This window comes from Achromobacter sp. GW823-FHT04E03 (assembly GCF_058796095.1).
In genome coordinates, this window is the sequence record NZ_JBXAIJ010000003.1 from 611,965 (window position 1) to 631,225 (window position 19,261).

Below are 19,261 nucleotides of genomic sequence, written 5' to 3' on the forward strand. Positions count from 1 at the left end.
ATACCCCGTCAGCCCTTCAGGCGATCGAGTTCGTCAACGTTGATCGTGTTCAGGTTGCGGAACAGCAGCACCAGGATGGCCAGGCCGATCGCCGCTTCGGCGGCGGCCACGGTCAGGATGAAGAACACGAACACCTGGCCGGCGGTATCGCCGAACCAGCTGGAGAACGCCACGAAGTTCATGTTGACGGCCAGGAGCACGAGCTCGATGGACATCAGGAGAATGATCAGGTTGCGGCGGTTCAGGAAGATGCCGAAGATCCCGATGGCGAACAGGATCGCCCCGAGGATCAGGTAGTGGGCCAGCGTCAGCGTCATTTTTGTTCTCCTTGGGGCGCGGCGGCGGTCGGGGTGCCGTTCTGCGCCTGGGCACGCTCGCTCTGGGCGGGCATGCTCACCATGCGGTAACGGTCCTTCGAGCGCACGCGGACGGCGGCCACCGGGTCGTTGTACTTCACGTCGCGGCGGCGGCGCAGGGTCAGCGCGATGGCGGCGACCATGCCGACCAGCAGCAGCGCGGCGCCCACTTCAATGGCGTAGATGTACTGGGTGTACATGGCCTCGCCCAGCGCGCGGGCGTTGTTGTAGTCGCCGGCAACCGGGGCTTGCGGGCCCGCGCCGTACCAGGTCGAACCCAGCACGAAGGCCATTTCGACCACCATCACCAGGCCGATGACCAGGCCCAGCGGCAGGTAGGTCTTCATGCCCTGGCGCAGGGCATCCATGCGGATGTCCAGCATCATCACGACGAAGAGGAAAAGCACCATCACGGCGCCCACGTACACCAGCACCAGCAGCAGCGCCAGGAACTCGGCGCCAAGCAGCATCCACAGCATGGCCGCGTTGACGAAGGCCAGGATCAGGTGCAGGACGGCGGTGACCGGGCTGCGCGCGGTGATCACGCGGAACGCCGCGATCACCAGCACGGCGGCCAGTATGTAAAACAGGACAGTGGTAAAAGTCATGGATCAGGTCCTGGGCTTCAACGATAGGGAGCGTCTTCGGCCCGGCGGCGGGCGATGTCGGCTTCGTAGCGGTCGCCCACGGCGAGCAGCATGTCTTTGGTGAAATACAGGTCGCCGCGCTTTTCACCGTGGTATTCGTGGATGTGCGTTTCCACGATGGAGTCCACGGGGCAGCTTTCCTCACAGAAGCCGCAGAAAATGCACTTGGTCAGGTCGATGTCGTAACGCGTGGTGCGGCGGGTGCCGTCATCGCGCTGGTCCGACTCGATGGTGATCGCCAGCGCGGGGCACACGGCTTCGCACAGCTTGCACGCGATGCAGCGCTCTTCCCCGTTGGGGTAGCGGCGCAGCGCATGCAGGCCGCGGAAACGCGGCGACGCAGGCGTCTTTTCCTGGGGGTAGCGCAAGGTGACCTTGCGCTTGAAGAAATACTTGCCCGTCAGGCGCATGCCCTTGAGCAATTCGGTCAGCATCAGACTGCCGAAGAAATCCTTGATCGCTTCCATATCCTGCCTCTGCCTGGCGGCTTAGCGCCAAATGTTCCAGGGCGTCTGCATCCAGATCGCCACCACGACCAGCCAAACGCCGGTCAGCGGGATGAAGATTTTCCAACCCAAGCGCATGATCTGGTCATAGCGGTAACGCGGGAACGACGCGCGGAACCACACGAACAACGAGACCACGACGAACGTCTTGAGACCCAGCCAGATCCAACCCGGAATCCAGGTCAGCGGCGCGATGTCGATCGGGGAAGCCCAGCCGCCCAGGAACATGATCGAGGCCATGCAGGACAGCAGGATCATGTTGGCGTATTCGCCCAGGAAGAACAGCGCGAACGCCATGCCCGAGTATTCGACCATGTGGCCGGCCACGATTTCCGATTCGCCTTCGACCACGTCGAACGGGTGGCGGTTGGTTTCGGCCACGGCCGAAATCACGTAGATCACGAACAACGGCAAGAGCGGCAGCCAGTTCCAGGACAGGAACGTCAGGCCCTTGTCGGCAAACCAGCCGCGGTTCTGCACGTGCACGATCTCGGACATGTTCAGGCTGCCGGACACCAGCAGCACCGTCACCAGCACGAAGCCGATGGCCAGTTCGTAGGACAGCATCTGCGCGGAAGCGCGCAGCGCGCCCAGGAAGGCGTATTTGGAGTTCGACGCCCAACCCGCGACGATCACGCCATACACGCCCACGGACGTGATGGCCATGATGTACAGCAGGCCGGCGTTGACGTTGGCCAGGACCACGTCGGGACCGAACGGCACCACCGCCCAGGCGGCCAGGGCCGGCATCAACGTGACCACCGGGGCCACGATGAACAGCACCTTGTTGGCCTGCGACGGAACCACCACTTCCTTGGTCAGCAGCTTGAACACGTCGGCGAACGGCTGCAGCAGCCCCTTGAAGCCGACGCGGTTCGGACCCATGCGCACGTGCATGGCGCCGATCATCTTGCGTTCCCAGTAGGTCAGGTACGCCACGCACAGAATGATGGGCACGGCGATGACCACAATCTTGACGAGGGTCCAGAGGACCATCCAGACCGTCGGGCCCAGCAATGCCGTACCCTGGCTCTCAAGAACATTAAGCCATTCCATCAGGCACGCTCCACGCTGATTTGACCGAATGCGCCACCCAGGGCTGCGGTGTTTTCAAAGGCTGCGGAGATGCGCACGGCGCGGTCGGCCACGGCATCGTCCTGCACGGTTTCGAGTTCGACAGCGCCCTGCCCGCTCGACACGCGCACCTTGACGCCGGCCGTCAGGCCCAGGCTGGTGAGCGTGCGGCCGTTCATGGCGGCAGCCGGCTTCTTCGAGGCCGGGGCCGCTTGCAGCGGCTCCGAGCGGCGAACCATCGCGTCGGTGCGGTAGATCGGCACGTCGGCGACGCGCTCCAGGCCGCTGGCGGCCTGGCCCAGGCCCAGCGGGGCCTTGATCTCGTTGGACAGGCGGCCTTCGATGCCGCCAGCCAGCACGGCGTCGCGCACGGACTCGGAAGTCTCGTCGTCAAAGCCAGCCAGATGCAGGACGTTGCCCAGCACACGCAGGACCTTCCAGCCCGGACGGGTCTGGCCGAACGGCGTGACCGTGCCCTTGAAGCTCTGGGCCAGGCCTTGCGCGTTGACGTAGGTGCCCGAGGTTTCGGTGAACGGCGACACCGGCAGCATGACGTCGGCCCATTCGGCGGCGGCCGAACGGTAAGGCGTCAGGGCCACGGCGAACTGCGCGCCGCGCAGCGCGGCGATGGCTTGCTGGCCGTTGTCGGCATCCAGCAGCGGCTCGGCGTGCAGGACCACGTAGGCCTTCAGCGGCTCGGCCAGCATGGCGGCTGCGTTCTTGCCGCCCTTGCCCGGAATGGCGCCGGCCAGGTAACCGCCGACGGTGTTGCCGCCGGAGGTCAGGAAACCGAACTTGCCGCCGGCCAACTCAGCCACGGCGCGGCCGTTGGCGGCCAGGGTCGAGGCCTGGGCGCTGGCCACTGCCAGGTTGCCCATCAGCACGGCGGTGTTGGCGCCGGAAGCCAGGCTGGCAGCGATGAGCTTGGCGTTTTCGCCGGGCGTGACCGAGGCGAACTCGGCCGGCACGGCCTGTTCCTTGGCCTGGGCCAAGGCGACTGCCACTTCGGCCAGCGCGCGCGCCAGCTCGGACGGAGCCACGGTGATACGGGCAGCCACGGGCATCAGGGGATCGTCGGCAGCGCTGTCGACCATCAGGATCTGCGTGCCGCGCTTGGCAGCTTGGCGCAGACGCTGCGCCATCAGCGGATGATCCTTGCGCAGGAAGGAACCGACCACCAGGACGCGATCCAGGTTGTCGAGTTCGGCGATGGGCATGCCCAGCCACGGCGCGCCGGTCAGGGCGGCGTCGAAGGCGGCATCGGTCTGGCGCAGGCGGAAGTCGATGTTTTCGGAACCCAGCGCGCGGACCAGGCGGCCCAGCAGCGCGTATTCCTCGGTGGTGGCGTATTCGGACGCCAGGGCGCCGATCTGGCCGGCGCCGAAGCTGTCGCGCACGCGGGACAGGCCCTGGGCCACGGCGGCAAGCGCGTCGCTCCAGGAGGCTTCCTGCCACTTGCCGTCGGTGCCCTTGATCATCGGGGCCGACAGGCGGTCTTCGCTGTTCAGGCCTTCATACGAGAAGCGGTCGCGGTCGCTGATCCAGCACTCGTTGACGGCTTCGTCTTCGAACGGAACCACGCGCATGACGCGGTCGCCCTTGACCTGGACCACCAGGTTGGCGCCCAGGCTGTCGTGCGGGCTGACCGAACGGCGGCGAGCCAGTTCCCAGGTGCGCGCGCTGTAGCGGAAGGGCTTGGAGGTCAGCGCGCCCACCGGACAGATGTCGATCATGTTGCCCGACAGTTCGGACTCGATCGAGCGGCCGACGAAGGTCGTGATCTCGGAGTGTTCGCCACGGCCCAGCATGCCCAGTTCCATGACGCCGGCGATTTCCTGGCCGAAGCGCACACAGCGGGTGCAGTGGATGCAGCGGCTCATTTCCTCGGCGGAAACCAGCGGGCCCAGGTCCTTGTGGAAGACCACGCGCTTTTCTTCCTGGTAACGCGAGGAAGAACCGCCGTAGCCCACGGCCAGGTCCTGCAGCTGGCATTCGCCGCCCTGATCGCAGATCGGGCAGTCGAGCGGGTGATTGATGAGCAAGAATTCCATCACCGACTTCTGAGCGGCGCGAGCCTTCTCAGAGCAGGTGTGGACGACCATGCCGTTGGTCACGGGCGTGGCGCAGGCGGGCAGCGCCTTGGGCGCCTTTTCCACTTCAACCAGGCACATGCGGCAGTTGGCCGCGATGGACAGTTTCTTGTGGTAGCAGAAATGCGGCACGTAAAGCCCGACTTTCTGGGCGGCATGCATGACCATGCTGCCTTCGGGCACTTCGACCTTGTTGCCGTCGACGGTTAGTTCAACCATTGCTGTTCCTGAGACCTACAGATATTGCGGGACCACACAAGACTTGTGCTCGATGTGGTGCGCGAATTCGTCGCGAAAATGCTTGAGAAAGCCACGGACGGGCATGGCGGCGGCGTCACCCAGGGCGCAGATGGTGCGGCCCATGATGTTGCCCGCCACGTTGTCCAGCAAGTCCAGATCTTCCGGACGGCCGTGACCGTTTTCGATGCGATGCACCATGCGGTAGAGCCAGCCGGTGCCTTCGCGGCACGGCGTGCACTGGCCGCAGCTTTCTTCGAAATAGAAGTACGACAGGCGCAGGAGCGACTTCACCATGCAGCGCGTTTCATCCATGACGATCACGGCGCCCGAGCCCAGCATCGAGCCGGCCTTGGCGATGGAGTCATAGTCCATCGTGCATTCCATGATGATGTCGGCCGGCAGCACCGGCGCGCTCGAACCGCCGGGAATCACGGCCTTCAGCTTCTTGCCGCCGCGCATGCCGCCCGCCAGCTCCAGGAGCTTCGAGAACGGAGTGCCCAGCGGGATCTCGTAGTTGCCGGGACGCTCGACGTCGCCGGTGATCGAGAACAGCTTGGTGCCGCCGTTGTTCGGCTTGCCGACTTCGAGGTAGGCCTGGCCGCCGTTGCGGATGATCCAGGGCACCGCCGCGAACGTCTCGGTGTTGTTGATGGTGGTGGGCTTGCCGTACAGGCCGAAGCTGGCCGGGAACGGCGGCTTGAAGCGCGGCTGGCCCTTCTTGCCTTCCAGCGATTCCAGCAGCGCGGTTTCTTCGCCACAGATGTAGGCGCCGTAGCCATGGAACGCGTGCAGCTGGAAGCTGAAATCCGAACCCAGCAGCTTGTCGCCCAGGAAGCCGGCGGCGCGCGCCTCTTCCAGCGCTTCTTCGAAGCGCTCGTAGACTTCGAAGATTTCGCCGTGGATGTAGTTGTAGCCGACGCTGATGCCCATGGCGTAGGCCGCGATCGCCATGCCTTCAATCACGATGTGCGGATTGAAGCGCAGGATATCGCGGTCCTTGAACGTGCCAGGCTCGCCTTCGTCGGAGTTGCAGACCAGGTACTTCTGGCCCGGGAAGGCGCGCGGCATGAAGCTCCACTTCAGGCCAGTCGGGAAGCCCGCGCCGCCGCGGCCGCGCAGGCCGGAGGCCTTGACCTCGGCGATCACGTCTTCCGGCTTCATGCCGGTGGTCAGGATCTTCTTCAGGGCTTCGTAGCCGCCGCGCTTGACGTAGTCGGCCAGGCGCCAGTTGGCGCCGTCGACGTCAGCCAGGATCTGCGGCTGGATGTGCCGGCCATGCAGGCACATCGAATTGGAAACATCGTTCAGCGGGTTGGGGTCCAGCCCCTGCGCGAACTGTTTGTACAGGTCGGGCGCGTTCATGCCGACTCTCCTTGCACCTTGAGGGCCGCGACCAGCGCGTCCAGCTTCTCTTCGGTCATGCGCACGCACATATGCTTGTTGTTCACGATCAGCACGGGCGAGTCACCGCAAGCGCCCATGCACTCGCCCTCCACCAGCGTGAACTGGCCGTCGGGAGTGGTGCCGCGGTAATCGACGCCCAGCTTGCGCTTGAGGTAGTCGCCGGCGCGTTCGCCGTCGCGCAAGGCACAGGGCAGGTTCGTGCAGACGGCGATCTTGTTCTTGCCGACGGGCTTGACGTCGAACATGTTGTAGAAGGTGGCGACTTCCTGGACCGCGATGGGCGGAACGCCAATGTAGTTGGCCACATCTTCAATGATTTCGGTAGCCAACCAGCCCTTCTCTTCTTGCGCGATGGCAAGCGAGGCCATGATGGCGGACTGCCGCTGGTCGCCCGGGAACTTCGCGAGTTCTCGGTCGATTTTCTGGTAGGCCTGTTCGGAAAGCAGCATAGTTTGAATCCGGGTTATGCGGGCGTGCTCGTGACTGTCTGGGCGGATCAGCGATCGATCTCGCCGAAAACGATGTCCTGCGTGCCAATGATGGTGACGGCGTCGGCAATCATGTGACCGCGCGACATTTCATCCAGCGATTGCAGGTGGACGAAGCCGGGGGCCCGAATCTTCAGGCGGTAAGGCTTGTTGGCGCCGTCGGACACCATATAGATGCCGAATTCGCCCTTGGGGTGTTCCACCGAGGCGTACGCTTCACCGGGAGGCACGTGGAAACCTTCAGTGAAGAGCTTGAAGTGATGGATCAGCTCTTCCATGTTGGTCTTCATGGCGGTGCGCTTGGGCGGGGCGATCTTGTGGTTCTCGATCATGACCGGGCCCGGGTTGTTGCGCAGCCATTCCACGCACTGGCGGATGATGCGGTTGCTCTCACGCATTTCGGCGATACGGACCAGATAGCGGTCATAGCAGTCGCCATTGACACCCACGGGGATGTCGAAATCGAGCAGGTCGTAGACTTCGTAGGGCTGCATCTTGCGCAGGTCCCAGGCCACGCCGGAACCGCGCAGCATCGGGCCGGTGAAACCCAGCGCCTTGGCGCGGTCGGGGTCGACCACGCCGATGCCCACCAGACGCTGCTTCCAGATGCGGTTGTCGGTCAGCAGAGTTTCGTACTCGTCGACGCAAGCCGGGAAGCGGTTGGTGAAGTCTTCGATGAAATCCAGCAGTGAACCCGAACGCGCGTCGTTCATGGCGCGCACTTCCTTGTCGCCGCGGTACTTGCTGGTGTCGCCGTATTGCGGCATCGAGTCCGGCAGGTCGCGGTAGACGCCGCCCGGACGGTAGTAGGCCGCGTGCATGCGCGCGCCCGAAACCGCTTCGTAGCAGTCCATCAGGTCTTCGCGTTCACGGAAGGCGTACAGGAACACCGCCATGGCGCCCACGTCCAGCGCGTGCGAACCCAGCGACATCAGGTGGTTCAGCAGACGGGTGATCTCGTCGAACATCACGCGGATGTACTGCGCGCGCAGCGGCGCTTCGACGCCCAGCAGCTTCTCGATGGCCATGACGTAGGCGTGCTCGTTGCACATCATGGACACGTAGTCCAGGCGGTCCATGTAGGGCAGCGCCTGGATGTAGGTCTTGTGTTCGGCCAATTTTTCGGTGGCGCGGTGCAGCAGGCCGATGTGCGGGTCGGCGCGCTGGATCACTTCGCCGTCGAGCTCGAGCACCAGGCGCAGCACACCGTGCGCAGCCGGGTGCTGGGGACCGAAGTTGAGCGTGTAGTTCTTGATTTCTGCCATGATTTAACGCCCCAAGCCGTAAGAGTCTTCGCGGACCACGCGCGGAGTGACCTCGCGCGGATCGATCGTGACCGGCTGGTAAATGACGCGCCGCTGTTCCGGGTCGTAGCGCATTTCGACGGTGCCGGACAGCGGGAAGTCCTTGCGGAAGGGATGGCCGATGAAGCCATAGTCGGTGAGGATGCGGCGCAGGTCCGGGTGGCCTTCGAAGACGATGCCGTACAGGTCGAAGGCTTCGCGTTCGAACCAGCCCACGGCCGGCCAGCATTCCATCAGCGAGGCGACCATCGGGAACTCGTCGTCCTCGGCCCAGGTGCGCACGCGCAGGCGCCAGTTGTTCTCGATCGAGAGCACATGGGCAACCACGGCGAAACGCGAGCGGTGGATCTTGGCGTTGGTTTCCTCGGGCAGTTGGCGCGTGCCGTTGCCCCAGGTCAGGTAGTCGACGCCGCAGAGGTCGATACAGGTTTCAAAGCGCAGGCCGGCTTCGGTGCGCAGCTTGTTGCAGACGGAGAACCACTGCTGCGCGGGTACTTCGAGCGTCAGCTCGCCCAACGCCTCGGTCAGCGCGATATCCGCGCCGAGGGTGGTCTGCAAATTGTTTTTCAGGGTTTCGAGCCTGGTCATCATCTTGTACGCTTAGGTGAACCGATATGCTGGTTTCGCGGGGCCGGCTGCAAAGGCTGCTGCCTGGCGCGGCGGAACTCAGCGCGCAATCGTGTTGGTCAGACGGATCTTGTTCTGCATTTGCAGCAAGCCGTAGACCAGCGCCTCGGCCGTGGGCGGGCAGCCTGGCACGTAGACGTCTACCGGTACGATGCGATCGCAGCCACGGACCACCGAATACGAGTAGTGGTAGTAACCGCCGCCGTTGGCACAGGAGCCCATGGAAACCACCCAACGCGGCTCGGGCATCTGGTCGTAGACCTTGCGCAGCGCCGGCGCCATCTTGTTGCACAGCGTGCCGGCCACGATCATCAGATCGGACTGGCGCGGGCTGGGGCGGAAGATGATGCCGAATTGGTCCAGGTCGTAGCGGGCCGCGCCCGCGTGCATCATCTCAACCGCGCAACAGGCCAGACCGAAGGTCATGGGCCACATGGAGCCGGTCTTCGCCCAATTAAGGAACTTGTCGGCGCTGGTTGTGATGAACCCTTGCTTGAGAATGCCGTCTATAGCCATATTCGTCTCTGATAGCGTGCTGTGAAAAAACCCGGCGGGTTATTCCCAGTCCAGCGCGCCCTTTTTCCATTCGTAGATGAAGCCGACCGTCAGCACGGCCAGGAAAACCATGACCGTCCAGAAACCGACGAGACCGACCGTGCCCTGGGCGATGGCCCACGGGAACAGAAAGGCGATTTCCAGGTCGAAAAGAATGAACAGGATCGCCACCAGGTAGTAGCGCACGTCAAACTTCATGCGGGCGTCTTCGAAGGCCTCGAAACCGCATTCGTACGGCGAGAGCTTCTCGGCGTAAGGACGCCGCGGACCAAGGAGGGAGCCGGCCGTTAGAAGCGCGAACCCGATAAGGGTGGCCACTACGATAAACAGCAGGACGGGAAAATACTGTTGCAGGTTCATTCAGGCGTCCGTCAAATGCGCAAACCTTAGGATTGTAGCATTCGCGCGGTTACTTCTGGCTGAACTCTGTAGCTCGAACAGCAGGCGAAAGACAGCATTCCTTAAATGGAACAATGGCTGCTTTCAGCACCGGTACGCAAGCATACAGCAGCCTGCCGATGCACGCACAAACACACGTAAAAACACAGGCGCAAAAACGAAAAAAACCACCCCGGAGGGTGGTTTTATACAAACGGGCCGAAGCCCGTTTGTGCACTTTAAATCCAGGCAGGACTTGCGCCCTGCTTTGGATTAGAAGCGGTGACGGATACCGACGCCGACGGCGGTCGACTTGACGTCTTCGATGAAGGCGTAGTTCTTGGCGTACGAACCGTAAGCGTACAGGTTGGTGCGCTTGGACAGGTCGTAGGTGTAGCCCAGCGAGAAGACGTTCATCGTCTCAGCACCGTTGATACGGTCGTTGCTGGGGTCAACCATTTGCCACGAACCGAACAGCTTGCTTGCGCCGCCGATCGGGGCGGACAGGCCGACCATGTACGAGTTGGCCTTGAAGCCGTCAGCAAAGATGTTGGTGCCGATGCTCAGGGAGCCCGAACCGGTGTTCACGCCTTGGCCAGCGAACCAGCCGTCGGTCGTGCGAGCGTAGGCCAAGGCCAGCTTCACGACTTCGAAGTCGTACGAACCGCCGATGGCGTACATACGCGGGGTCGCGTCTTGATCAGCAAACACCGACTTGTTCGAAGCGTTCAGCTGGTCGTACGTGAGGGCCACGTTCAGGGGGCCGTTCACGTAACGCAGACCGGTCGTGATGGCGCGGGTGTTGTCAGCCGTGCGCCAGCCGGTTTGATCAGCGTTGTTGTCGTCAGCGTTGAACGAGTAGCCAACGCCGAACTGGAAGCCGCTGAACGACGGGGTCTGATACATGACCATGTTGTCGTAGCGTTGCGTGTTGGCAGCGCTCATCGAAACGCCGATGTTGGCTTGACCGAAGCCAGCGCCGAACGGATCGATCGAGCCGAAGTACTTCGACGCGATGTTGGTTTGACGACCGAAGTCCAGTTGACCCCAGCTGTCGCTGGCCAGACCGATGGTGGCTTGACGACCGAACAGGCGGCCACCTTGGGCCGACTTGCCGTTACCCGAATCAAAGCCGGATTCCAGTTGGAAAACAGCGCGCAGGCCGTCACCCAGGTCTTCCGAACCACGCAGACCCCAGCGCGAACCGTTCTGGACGCCGTTGATCATGCCGAAACGGCTGCCGTTCATGGCATCGGGACCACCGCTGATCTTGTTGTAGCCGATACCCGTGTCGATGATACCGTACAGGGTGACAGACGTTTCTGCCTGGGCGACACCGGCAAAACCGGCGAGCAGGGCGGCAGCGAGCAGAGTCTTTTTCATTTAAGAAATCTCCGTTGATTTGAGTGACAAGAGCAGCAATCCAGCAAACCAGCCTGCCGCCCCCCTAACTCCGCGAAGGGAAGTTGACGCTATTGCATCAAAAATCAGGGGGGCTGGCTATGGTCGGCGCCAGAAAAGTGCAGGTTTACGACAGGCTTGTTGGGATATTGCAACAACTCAGCGAAGCCTGGCCGGACACGCTAGGGCTTACCCTTAGTTTTTAGGCCAAGCACCTATTCATGCGACTTTCAGCCCTGCCCCTAATTATCCGGATGCTCCGGATACCATCCCCGCCATCAAATACAGCTCCCTTCCGAGCCCTGTTTCCGCGTCGCCGCGACCTCCAACCAGCCATCGGAATCGCACCTTCGCCATAAGGCCCCCACAGCAGGAATGCGCCGACTCGTCCACTATCAATAACGTTGTTATTTATAAAAATCGCCGATATGATCGAATCGTCGTCTCACCATCCAGCCATATGCCTACGCCCACGTCCCGCGCCGACCGTTCCGAAAGACTGAATGCGTTGCGCCGCCAGCTGGTTCTGGACGCCGCCCAGCGCGTGTTCGAGCGCGGCGGCCTGGAGAAGACCACGATCCGCGCGATCGCCAAGGAGGCCGGCTGCACCACCGGCGCCATCTATCCGTGGTTCGCCGGCAAGGAAATCATTTATGGCGCACTGCTGGAGGAATCGCTGGAACGCCTGCATGCGCATCTGGCCGAGGCGGCCTCCAGCGGGCCGGCGCCGGCCGCGGCGCGCACTGCGATCCATGCGTTCTTCGGGTACTACGCAGAACGGCGGACCGACTTCTCGCTGGGCATGTACCTGTTCCAGGGGCTGGGGCCGCGCGGCCTGGGCCGGGAAATGGACGAACGGCTCAACGCCCGCCTGCGCCAGTGCATAGATCTGCTGGGCGTGTCGCTGGCCCGGACCAAGTCCTGGGAGGCCGCGACCGTCGCCGTCGAACAGATGAATCTCTTCACCTATTTGATGGGGTTGCTGCTGCTGCTGCACACCCGCCGCCTGAAATCCCTGGGCCAGCAAGCGGAAACGCTGCTGGACAACTACTGCCTCGCCCTGGAGCAACGATGACCGCAACCGACCTGGACACCCCGGCCGACGCCCCGCTGATCAGCCTGGCCGACTTCCATATATTGCTGGCCGACCAGCATCCGTTTTCCATGCTGTTGGGCATAGACGTGATACGCATCGGCCGCGGCACGGCGCGCGCGGTGCTGCCGGCGCGCGACGCCCACCAGCGGCTGGGCGGCATCGTTGCCGGCCCCATGCTGATGGGCCTGGCCGACCTGACCATGTACGCGGCGGTGGTGGGCGCCACCGGACAGGCGCACGCTGTGACTGCCAGCCTGACGATCAATTTCCTGCGCAAGAGCCCCGCGGGCGCCATCTATGCCGACGCCCGGTTGCTGAAAGTGGGCCGGCTGTCCGCCGGGGAAGTCATCCTGACCGGCGAGGGTTCAGACGAACCTCTTGCCCATATCGTGAGCACGTGGTCCGTGCCAAAGCCATGAGCATGCGCGTGAGCATCGTCGGCATGGGCAGGATCGGCACGCAGGCCGCACAGCGCCTCCTGGCGGCCGAGCCGGACATCGCGCTGACCCTCTACGACATCGAGCCCGGGCGTTGCGAAGACTTCCGCGGCAGCGCGACGCTGGCCACCTCCGCGCGGGAAGCGCTGGAAGAATCCGACACCATCGTGCTGGCCCTGCCACGCGAACGCGAGATCGACCGCACGCTGGAGCGTTTCAGCGACGGCAACGTGACGGCGCCGGTGGCAGGCAAGCTGATCGTGGATCTGGAGCCGCCTTGCGCCGAACGCGCGCGCAGCCTGGACCAGGCCATCGTCGCGGCGGGCGGCCGCTACACCTGCGCGCCCCTGGCCGCGGCGGTGGACGCTCCGCTCGCCGAGACGCGCTTACTGAACGCGCTGGCCCGCGGCGCATGAGGGCCGCAGGCGCTGCGCCGCCGCCACGCACAGCGCCAACCAGGCCAGGCTGACCGCGAAGCCCGCCAGCACGTCGCTGGCGAAATGGACCTGCAGCAGGATGCGGCTGAGTCCGATCGCCATGATGAGCGCCGCCAGCAGCGCAATGCCGGGCAGGCGCCAGGCAGGCGGCGCCAGACGCCACAACAGATAGCAGGCCATGCCGTAGACGGCCATCGCGGCAGAGGAGTGGCCGCTGGGAAAGCTCCATCCCGCCACGCTGGCGTAGCCATGATCGTGCTCTGGCCGCACCCGTTCGAAGGCGTGCTTGAGCAGCCAGTTGAGCGCGCCGCCCACGCCCGTGGCGACGGCGCAAACCACGGCCAGCCGCCATTCTCCGCGCCACAACAGGAACAGCGTCATCAGCACGCTGACCCCGGTCAGGAATTTCCGGTCGCCCAGGTAGGTGAACCAGGACAGCAACCACAGCAACGGCGTGGACATGGACATGCTCAGGGAATTGGCCAGGGCCCGGTCGAACGCCACTACCCTCCCCTCGCTTTCTATCGCGAAAGCCAGGACCAGGAAGAGTACGAGCGCGGCGCACGTACCCGTCATGAAGAGGGCGTCGCGGCGACGGCCGCGCAGACTCAGGCCGCAGCGCGCAAACACGAGCGCCACCCCGCCGGCCAGCAACGGCAGCGCGATGAACAACTGCAAGGCATGGGCCGCGGCCCATGCCGCGTACGCGTCCGTCATGAATAAGAGCCCGCCACGATGAAACTCCCGATCCTTCTCAATTACAGCGCGACCAAGGTCCTGTCTACCGGTGCAAAAGCATGCGCCCCGGCGGCGTAGTCCCAACGCTCGATATGGCACTCGCCTGCCCCCTCGCAGGTGATGACATTGACCGAATTGGGCACATTGCCGCGCACGCGGCGCGAGCAGGTGGTTCCAGCCTGGACGACCCAGCCGCCGGAAGGCGCCGCCGGGTTCGCGGGCAGCACATAGGGCAGATGGATATGCCCCCCCAGGATCAGGTCCACGCCCGCCTGCGTCCAGGCTTCGAGAGCCCGTTCGCGCCCGTTCAGCAGATTGGACAGGTCCGACTCGACCTTGGCGCGCACGGGATGGTGCGCCACCACGACGCGCAACTGCCCCGGCCTGGCCTGGCGCAGCCTCTCGGCGACCCGGGCGATCTGCGCGCCGGATATCTCGCCATCCTTGCGGCGGCGCGGGCGTGTCGTGTTGACGCCGATGGCGAGCAGGCCGGCGTTCTCGAACACGGGTTCGAGCACTGGCCCCAAAGCCCGCTTGTAGTTGCCGTAAGGATTGAGCGCGCGCGCAAACACGTTGAACAGCGGAATGTCGTGATTGCCCGGCACGGTCAGCACCGGCAGCGACAGGCGCTCGATGAACCTGCGGGCGGCGGCGAACTGGCCGCGCCGCGCGCGTTGCGTGATGTCACCGCTAAGCACCACCAGGTCAGGCGCAAGCGTGCAGGCCAGGTCCAGCGCGGCTTCGACCACGGGTTTGCGTTCCGTGCCGAAGTGGGTATCGGAAAAATGCAGGATACGGGTCATGAACGGTCCAGATATTGCGAGTCCGCCGGCACCACCAGCGGCAGCCGTTCGTCGGCCACTTTGAATTCCAGCGGCGTATCCATCCAGGAGATTTCGCCGTCCATCGCCACCTTGACGCGGCGGCGCCCGCGCACGGCCACCGTCAGACGGTCGAAGGCGAAACTCACCACATGCTCGGCTTCGCCCAGGCGGCTGAACAAGCCGCGCAACAGCAGGCCATAGAGCGCCAAGGTGCCGACCGGCCGCGCCGCCATGGCGATCAGGCGGTTCTGATCCAGCTCCGCCGATTCGATGCCGATGTGCTCCAGCTGGAGCTTGTTGTTGCCCACCACCAGGGTGGGCGAGCGCAGATTGCGGGCCTGCCCGCCATGATCCAGCAGCAGGCTCAACTGGCGCGGCGCGCGCAGCAGGGTGACCAGGCCGGACCACAGCGCCACCATCCGGCTGCGGCCGTACTTCTGTTTATAGGCTTCGCGGTCCTCGAGCAATTGCGGATACAGACCCAGGCTGGCATTGACCAGGAACAGCCGGCCGTTGAGCATGCCGACCTGCACCGGCCTGGGCTGGCCTTGCAGAAAGCCGCGCAAAGCCACCTCGGTATCTTGCGAGATGCCGTAGCTGCGCCCGAAGTAATTGAACGTGCCCTGGGGCAGGATGCCGAACGGCACTCCTTTGCCAAGCACCACACCCGCGACCGCATTGAGCGTGCCATCGCCGCCTGCCGCGATGACCACGCCCTGCTGTTCCTGCGCGCGCGTGACCGCGGCCTCGGCCGTGGCGGTCAGGCGCGACGGATCCTGCACGGGCATCAATTCGTAACGGCGCCCGGCCTCGTCGAGTATGCGACGGATCGTGTCTTGGAGGATCTGCGCGTCGCCGCGTCCCGATCCGGTATTGAGGACGATGAAGAGGGGTTCTTGTCCCGTCAGGGAATGGGCCGCTGTTGCCGGTTTATGCTGGGTTGGCGTCATGCGACAAACATACCCCATGCCGGCAAAGCGCCGCAACAAGGCTGGCGGCGGACGCGCCAGGCGCGCCCGCCGCCGCCGTTCAGCGGCCGATGGCGTAAGCCTGCATCAGGCGCGGCGTGGCTGCCGCGTGCAGGAGGCCGTCGGCATCGCGCGAAGCCGCGGTCAACCTGCCCACCGACCACTCTGGCACTTCCTCGATCTGGTGCCCGCGCTGGCGCAGCGCCGCGATGACCTCGGCGCCGAAGCTCGCCTCCACCGCCAGATGCCCCGGCTTGCGGTCGCGCGGATAGAAGGACGTGGGGAAATGCATGGTGTGGGACATGGGCAGGTCGATCGCTTCCTGCAGGTTCAGGCCGTGGTGCACGTGACGCAGGAAGAACAACAGTTGCCATTGCTCCTGCTGGTCGCCGCCCGGCGTGCCGAAGGCCAGGCAGGGCTTGCCATCGCGCAGCGCCAGCGAGGGCGTCAGCGTGGTGCGCGGACGCTTGCCGGGCGCCAGCGTGCCAGGCAGCCCTTCTTCCAGCCAGAACATCTGCGCGCGGGTGTTCAGGCCGAAGCCGAGTTCCGGGATCACCGGCGAAGACTGGAACCATCCGCCCGAAGGCGTGGCCGAGATCATGTTGCCCCAGCGGTCGATGACGTCCACGTGCGTCGTGTCGCCGCGTTTGGCGGAGGCGCGCATGTCGGCAAGCGTGGGTTCATTGGTGGCGCTGCCGGGCGCGGATACCTTGGACAGGCGCTCCAGCGTGTCCATGACGCGCTTCACTTGCGCCTCGAAACCCGGCACTTGGCCGGGCAGCAGATCTTGCGAAGCCGACTCGCCGATCAACGCGCGGCGTTCGGCGTTATAGGCGTCGGACAGCAGATGGTCCAGCGGCACGTCGACGAAGGCCGGATCGCCGTAATAGGCCTCGCGGTCGGCGAAGGCCAGCTTCATGGCCTCGGTCACGCGGTGCACGAATTCGGCGCTGGTCGGGCTCACGCCTGCCAGATCCATCTCCTTGAGCAGCGCCAGGGTCTGCAGGAAGACCGGACCTTGACTCCAGGAGCCGGCTTTCGCCACGGTGTAGCCGTGATAGTCGTAGGTGACCGGCGTGTCGTAGCTGGCCGACCAGCCCGCCAGGTCCTCGGCGGTAATGACGCCGCGGTGGGTGGACCCGCTCTCGTCCATGACATCGGTGTTGCGCGCAAACTTGTCGATTTCCTCCGCAATGAAGCCACGGTAGAAGGCGTCGCGCGCCGCTTCGATCTGGCGCTCGCGGTCTGCGCCGGCGCTTTCGGCCTGCTTCAGCACGCGGGTCCAGGTGCGAGCCAGCGCCGGATTGCGGAACAGTTTGCGGGCCTCGGGCACCTGGCCGCCCGGTACGTAGACCGCGGCCGTCGTGGGCCAATGGGTCTGGAAGAAGTCCTTCAGGCCGGCGATGGTGTTGGAGATGCGCGGCATGAGCGCGTGGCCGTGCTCCGCGTAATAGATGGCGGGCTCCAGCACGTCGCGCACGCGCATGCTGCCGTGGTCACGCAGGAGCAGCATCCAGGCGTCGAAGGCGCCAGGGATGACCGTGGCCAGTAGGCCGTTGCCAGGGATGAGCTTGAGGCCTTCGGCGCGGTAGCGTTCGAGCGTGGCGGCAGCGGGCGTGGTGCCCTGGCCGCACAGCACTTCGACGCGGCCGGTGCGCGCGGAGTAGAACACCGCGGGCACTTCGCCGGCCGGGCCCACCAGATGGGGTTCGACCACCTGTAGCACGAAGGCCGAGGCCACGCAGGCGTCGAAGGCGTTGCCGCCGCGCTCCAGCAGCGACATGCCGGCGGCGCTGGCCAGCCAATGGGTGGAGGTCACGACACCGAAGGTGCCAAGGATTTCCGGGCGAGTGGTAAACATGATGATTCCTATAGGGCTGCCGCTGAAACGCGGAACACTTCCTGCACGGCGGGCGCCTGGCGATCAAAAGAACAGGCACGCTGGAGAGGCCGGCGGACGCTGCCAGCCGGGGCACCGCGGATCCGGCTCCGCCGGTCCGTCAGCGCCGCCCCCTGGGGGGCCCGCGCCAACGGGTAGGGGGGAGCCTACTTTTTTGCCACAGTGACGCCCTTCAGGCGGATCAGGCCGTCGGGGTAAGGCACAAAGCCCTCCACCTTCTTCTGCACGCCAAAGGTCCACGGCAGGTAGAACAGATAGACGATCGGGCGCTGGTCCTGCATCGCCGTCAGCACCTGGTCATACATGGCGCGGCGCTTGGCGGTGTCCGATTCGGCGCGGGCATCGTTGAGCAGCTTGTCCACGGCGGCGTCGCAGAACTTGCCGTCGTTCAGGTTGCCCTTGCAGCTCAGGTACTGGTGGATGTTGCCGCTGGGATCGACGCGGCCCGACCAGCCGCTCTGCCCTACTTCGAAGTCGCCGCGCGCGAGCGAGGATTGCAGGGACGCGAACTCCACCGGACGCAGTGTGATGTCGAAGCCCGCTTCGGCGCCCATGGCCTGTACCAGCTCGAACACCTGTTGCATGGTGGTGTTGTTGCCAAAGGTGATCTCGAACTTGACGCGGTCATAGCCCGCTTCCTTCAACAGCGCCTGCGCCTTCTTGGGGTCGCGGCCCTTGTGCTCGAAGGCGGTGTTGTAGGCGAAGCTGGCCGGCGGGAACGGCTGATAGGCGGGCTGGAACATGCCTTCGCCGATCACCTGATTGAGCACGTCACGGTCGATCGCGAGGTCCAGCGCCTGACGCACGCGCTTGTCCTTGGCCAGGGGGTTGTTGGCGCGCGCGCCATTGGCCAGGTTCACCGAAATGGCCTGGAAGCCCAGGCCGGTCACCGGCGCCAGGGTCAGGTTCTTGTCGTCCTTCACCGCCTTGGCATCGCTGGGCGCGACGCGCTCGATGATGTCCAGGTCGCCGGCGCGCAGGTTGTTCAGGCGCACGGTGTTGTCGGGAATCGGGGTGTAGACCAGACGGTCGAAGTGATAGTTGGCGGCGTCCCAGTACTTGGGAAATTTCTCGAGCACGATGCGGTCGTTCTGCACGCGCTCCTTGAACTGGTAGGGGCCGGAGCACACCGGCTTGCCGCCAGGGTCCTTGTCGAAGCTGGCGGGAGACATCATCATCCCGGCGCGGTCGGACAGCTGCGACAGCAGCGAGGCATCGGGTTCGGACAGCGTCAGCACCACGGTGCTGGCGTCCGGGGCCTCGACGCTGGCGACGGTGGCCAACTCGCTCTTGCGGTTGCTGTCGGGCAAGGTGCGGGCGCGGTCCAGGTTGGCCTTGACGGCGGCGGCGTTCACCGGCGTGCCGTCATGGAAAACGGCGTCCGTGCGCAGCTTGAAGGTCAGGACCTTGTTGTCGGGGCTGAAGGTCCAGGATTGCGCCAGCTGCGGCACGATCTTCAGGTCCGGCGTAATCTCCACCAGCTTGTCGCAGAGGGAAGCGAAGACGATGCGGCCCACGAAGGTGCGCGCGCGCACCGGGTCCAGCACGTCGGGGTCGTCCTGCAAGCCGATACGCAGGGTGGATTGCGCTTGCGCCAATCCGCTGGCCAGCATTCCCGCCATGGCCATGGCGAGGCAAAGTTTACGCATGAAAGATCTCCGTCGGTTCAGGTCGGCCTGGTTCCCCACGCGGACGCGCCGCCCGGCATGAGGGAACAGACCCGAGCCGTGCTGCACCCGGGTCCATCCCCCGCTGCGCACGTTCTTGTTGGATTCTGCGCCAGGCGCGCGG

At 64.6% G+C, this 19,261-nt stretch carries 20 protein-coding genes; 3 read left to right on the forward strand and 17 right to left on the reverse strand.

All coding sequences use genetic code 11. The features are described 5' to 3' along the window. Nucleotides 1-8: 8 nt before the first annotated feature. From nuoK to AC1RHV_RS22455, 12 genes are all read right to left on the reverse strand, one after another. Nucleotides 9-317: an NADH-quinone oxidoreductase subunit NuoK gene (gene nuoK, locus AC1RHV_RS22400; RefSeq protein ID WP_006217969.1), complete on the reverse strand. Its 309-nt coding sequence runs from the start codon at nt 315-317 to the stop codon at nt 9-11. Next, nucleotides 314-964: an NADH-quinone oxidoreductase subunit J gene (locus tag AC1RHV_RS22405; RefSeq protein WP_054450491.1), complete on the reverse strand. Its 651-nt coding sequence runs from the start codon at nt 962-964 to the stop codon at nt 314-316. Before AC1RHV_RS22405 ends, nuoK begins: the two co-directional genes overlap by 4 nt. Nucleotides 965-981: 17 nt before the next feature. Beyond that, nucleotides 982-1,470, reverse strand: coding sequence for an NADH-quinone oxidoreductase subunit NuoI (gene nuoI, locus AC1RHV_RS22410; RefSeq protein WP_008161196.1), 489 nt, complete (start codon nt 1,468-1,470; stop codon nt 982-984). A gap of 21 nt (nt 1,471-1,491) precedes the next feature. Next, nucleotides 1,492-2,565 (reverse strand): NADH-quinone oxidoreductase subunit NuoH, encoded by a 1,074-nt coding sequence (nuoH, locus tag AC1RHV_RS22415; RefSeq protein WP_054450490.1) that lies wholly within the window; start codon nt 2,563-2,565, stop codon nt 1,492-1,494. After that, nucleotides 2,565-4,892, reverse strand: coding sequence for an NADH-quinone oxidoreductase subunit NuoG (gene nuoG, locus AC1RHV_RS22420; protein ID WP_054450489.1), 2,328 nt, complete (start codon nt 4,890-4,892; stop codon nt 2,565-2,567). The genes nuoH and nuoG overlap by 1 nt, the downstream gene beginning before the upstream one ends. A 15-nt stretch (nt 4,893-4,907) precedes the next feature. Beyond that, nucleotides 4,908-6,275: an NADH-quinone oxidoreductase subunit NuoF gene (gene nuoF / locus AC1RHV_RS22425; protein ID WP_054450485.1), complete on the reverse strand. Its 1,368-nt coding sequence runs from the start codon at nt 6,273-6,275 to the stop codon at nt 4,908-4,910. Then, nucleotides 6,272-6,766, reverse strand: coding sequence for an NADH-quinone oxidoreductase subunit NuoE (gene nuoE, locus AC1RHV_RS22430; RefSeq protein WP_054450483.1), 495 nt, complete (start codon nt 6,764-6,766; stop codon nt 6,272-6,274). Before nuoE ends, nuoF begins: the two co-directional genes overlap by 4 nt. Before the next feature lie 47 nt (nt 6,767-6,813). Further along, nucleotides 6,814-8,070: an NADH-quinone oxidoreductase subunit D gene (locus AC1RHV_RS22435; protein ID WP_054450482.1), complete on the reverse strand. Its 1,257-nt coding sequence runs from the start codon at nt 8,068-8,070 to the stop codon at nt 6,814-6,816. Nucleotides 8,071-8,073: 3 nt separating this feature from the next. Then, entirely contained in the window at nt 8,074-8,700 is a 627-nt protein-coding gene (locus AC1RHV_RS22440) for an NADH-quinone oxidoreductase subunit C (protein WP_054450481.1), read from the reverse strand. Nucleotides 8,701-8,775: 75 nt separating this feature from the next. Further along, nucleotides 8,776-9,252 (reverse strand): NuoB/complex I 20 kDa subunit family protein, encoded by a 477-nt coding sequence (locus AC1RHV_RS22445; protein WP_006217960.1) that lies wholly within the window; start codon nt 9,250-9,252, stop codon nt 8,776-8,778. A 39-nt stretch (nt 9,253-9,291) separates the two neighbouring features. Further along, complete coding sequence (locus AC1RHV_RS22450) at nt 9,292-9,651, reverse strand: NADH-quinone oxidoreductase subunit A (protein ID WP_006217959.1); 360 nt, start codon at nt 9,649-9,651, stop codon at nt 9,292-9,294. Between the two features lie 291 nt (nt 9,652-9,942). Then, complete coding sequence (locus AC1RHV_RS22455; protein ID WP_125472577.1) at nt 9,943-11,052, reverse strand: porin; 1,110 nt, start codon at nt 11,050-11,052, stop codon at nt 9,943-9,945. A gap of 478 nt (nt 11,053-11,530) precedes the next feature. On the opposite strand from AC1RHV_RS22455, the gene AC1RHV_RS22460 reads away from it, so the two are divergent. Genes AC1RHV_RS22460 through AC1RHV_RS22470 form a run of 3 tightly spaced genes read left to right on the forward strand, consistent with a single transcriptional unit; the run spans nt 11,531 to nt 13,019 of the window. After that, complete coding sequence (locus AC1RHV_RS22460; protein ID WP_492302008.1) at nt 11,531-12,145, forward strand: TetR/AcrR family transcriptional regulator; 615 nt, start codon at nt 11,531-11,533, stop codon at nt 12,143-12,145. After that, nucleotides 12,142-12,585 carry a PaaI family thioesterase gene (locus AC1RHV_RS22465; RefSeq protein ID WP_054450477.1) on the forward strand — a complete coding sequence of 148 codons (444 nt, stop codon included), beginning with the start codon at nt 12,142-12,144 and terminating at the stop codon, nt 12,583-12,585. Before AC1RHV_RS22460 ends, AC1RHV_RS22465 begins: the two co-directional genes overlap by 4 nt. After that, on the forward strand, nt 12,582-13,019 hold the full coding sequence (locus AC1RHV_RS22470) for an NAD(P)-binding domain-containing protein (RefSeq protein WP_054450475.1): 438 nt from the start codon (nt 12,582-12,584) through the stop codon (nt 13,017-13,019). The genes AC1RHV_RS22465 and AC1RHV_RS22470 overlap by 4 nt, the downstream gene beginning before the upstream one ends. On the opposite strand, the gene AC1RHV_RS22475 is transcribed toward AC1RHV_RS22470, so the two are convergent. The 5 genes from AC1RHV_RS22475 to AC1RHV_RS22495 form a co-directional block, all read right to left on the reverse strand. Beyond that, on the reverse strand, nt 12,990-13,757 hold the full coding sequence (locus tag AC1RHV_RS22475; RefSeq protein ID WP_346544859.1) for a phosphatase PAP2 family protein: 768 nt from the start codon (nt 13,755-13,757) through the stop codon (nt 12,990-12,992). The genes AC1RHV_RS22470 and AC1RHV_RS22475 overlap by 30 nt on opposite strands. Nucleotides 13,758-13,798: 41 nt before the next feature. Continuing rightward, entirely contained in the window at nt 13,799-14,581 is a 783-nt protein-coding gene (locus AC1RHV_RS22480) for a metallophosphoesterase family protein (RefSeq protein WP_054450471.1), read from the reverse strand. After that, a complete protein-coding gene (locus AC1RHV_RS22485) occupies nt 14,578-15,552 on the reverse strand; it encodes a diacylglycerol/lipid kinase family protein (RefSeq protein WP_054450469.1) in 975 nt (324 codons plus the stop codon). The genes AC1RHV_RS22480 and AC1RHV_RS22485 overlap by 4 nt, the downstream gene beginning before the upstream one ends. 79 nt (nt 15,553-15,631) lie before the next feature. After that, nucleotides 15,632-17,431, reverse strand: coding sequence for a gamma-glutamyltransferase family protein (locus AC1RHV_RS22490; RefSeq protein ID WP_492302011.1), 1,800 nt, complete (start codon nt 17,429-17,431; stop codon nt 15,632-15,634). A 185-nt stretch (nt 17,432-17,616) separates the two neighbouring features. Continuing rightward, complete coding sequence (locus tag AC1RHV_RS22495; RefSeq protein ID WP_119449055.1) at nt 17,617-19,119, reverse strand: ABC transporter substrate-binding protein; 1,503 nt, start codon at nt 19,117-19,119, stop codon at nt 17,617-17,619. Between the last annotated feature and the right edge of the window lie 142 nt (nt 19,120-19,261).